We start from the raw sequence: 404 nt of genomic DNA on the forward strand, positions 1-404 counted from the left end.
GGGTGGTGGGCGGGGGGATGCCGCCGAAGGTGAACAGCGCGAGCTGCGCCGACGGATGCGCTGTGCGTCCGAGAGGGCGCGTCTCAGGGGTGCGTGCGACCGGAGAGTCGCTGGAGCCCTGAGAGGCGCTCACCCGGCCGTCTGTGGGCTCCTGGAGGCGTCTGCGGCATACAGGCCCCCAGCCCAGTGAGGTACTGACGGGGTCGTGGAGTCGGCGCCCGCATCCGGCGCAGCGGCGGGCCGTCATGCCGCGCCCCGCTCGGCGTCGGGCACGGCACGCAGGTGCCGATCGCGGACATCGGCGTCGTGGGCGTCGAGTGCGGCGAGCAGCTCGGCGCGGTGCCGGGCCTGCTCCTCGGGCGTCCACACGCTGGGGTAGGCCGCAGGCTGCGGGGCGTGCGGGC

General features: G+C 75.7%; 1 protein-coding gene. It reads right to left on the reverse strand.

The features are described from left to right. The coding region (locus G5C65_RS40915) for a DUF6011 domain-containing protein (RefSeq protein ID WP_420903418.1) at positions 1-247 on the reverse strand (247 nt) is incomplete at its 3' end. Between the last annotated feature and the right edge of the window lie 157 nt (positions 248-404).

This window comes from Streptomyces boncukensis (assembly GCF_011045075.1).
GTDB classification, from domain to species: Bacteria; Actinomycetota; Actinomycetes; order Streptomycetales; family Streptomycetaceae; genus Streptomyces; species Streptomyces boncukensis.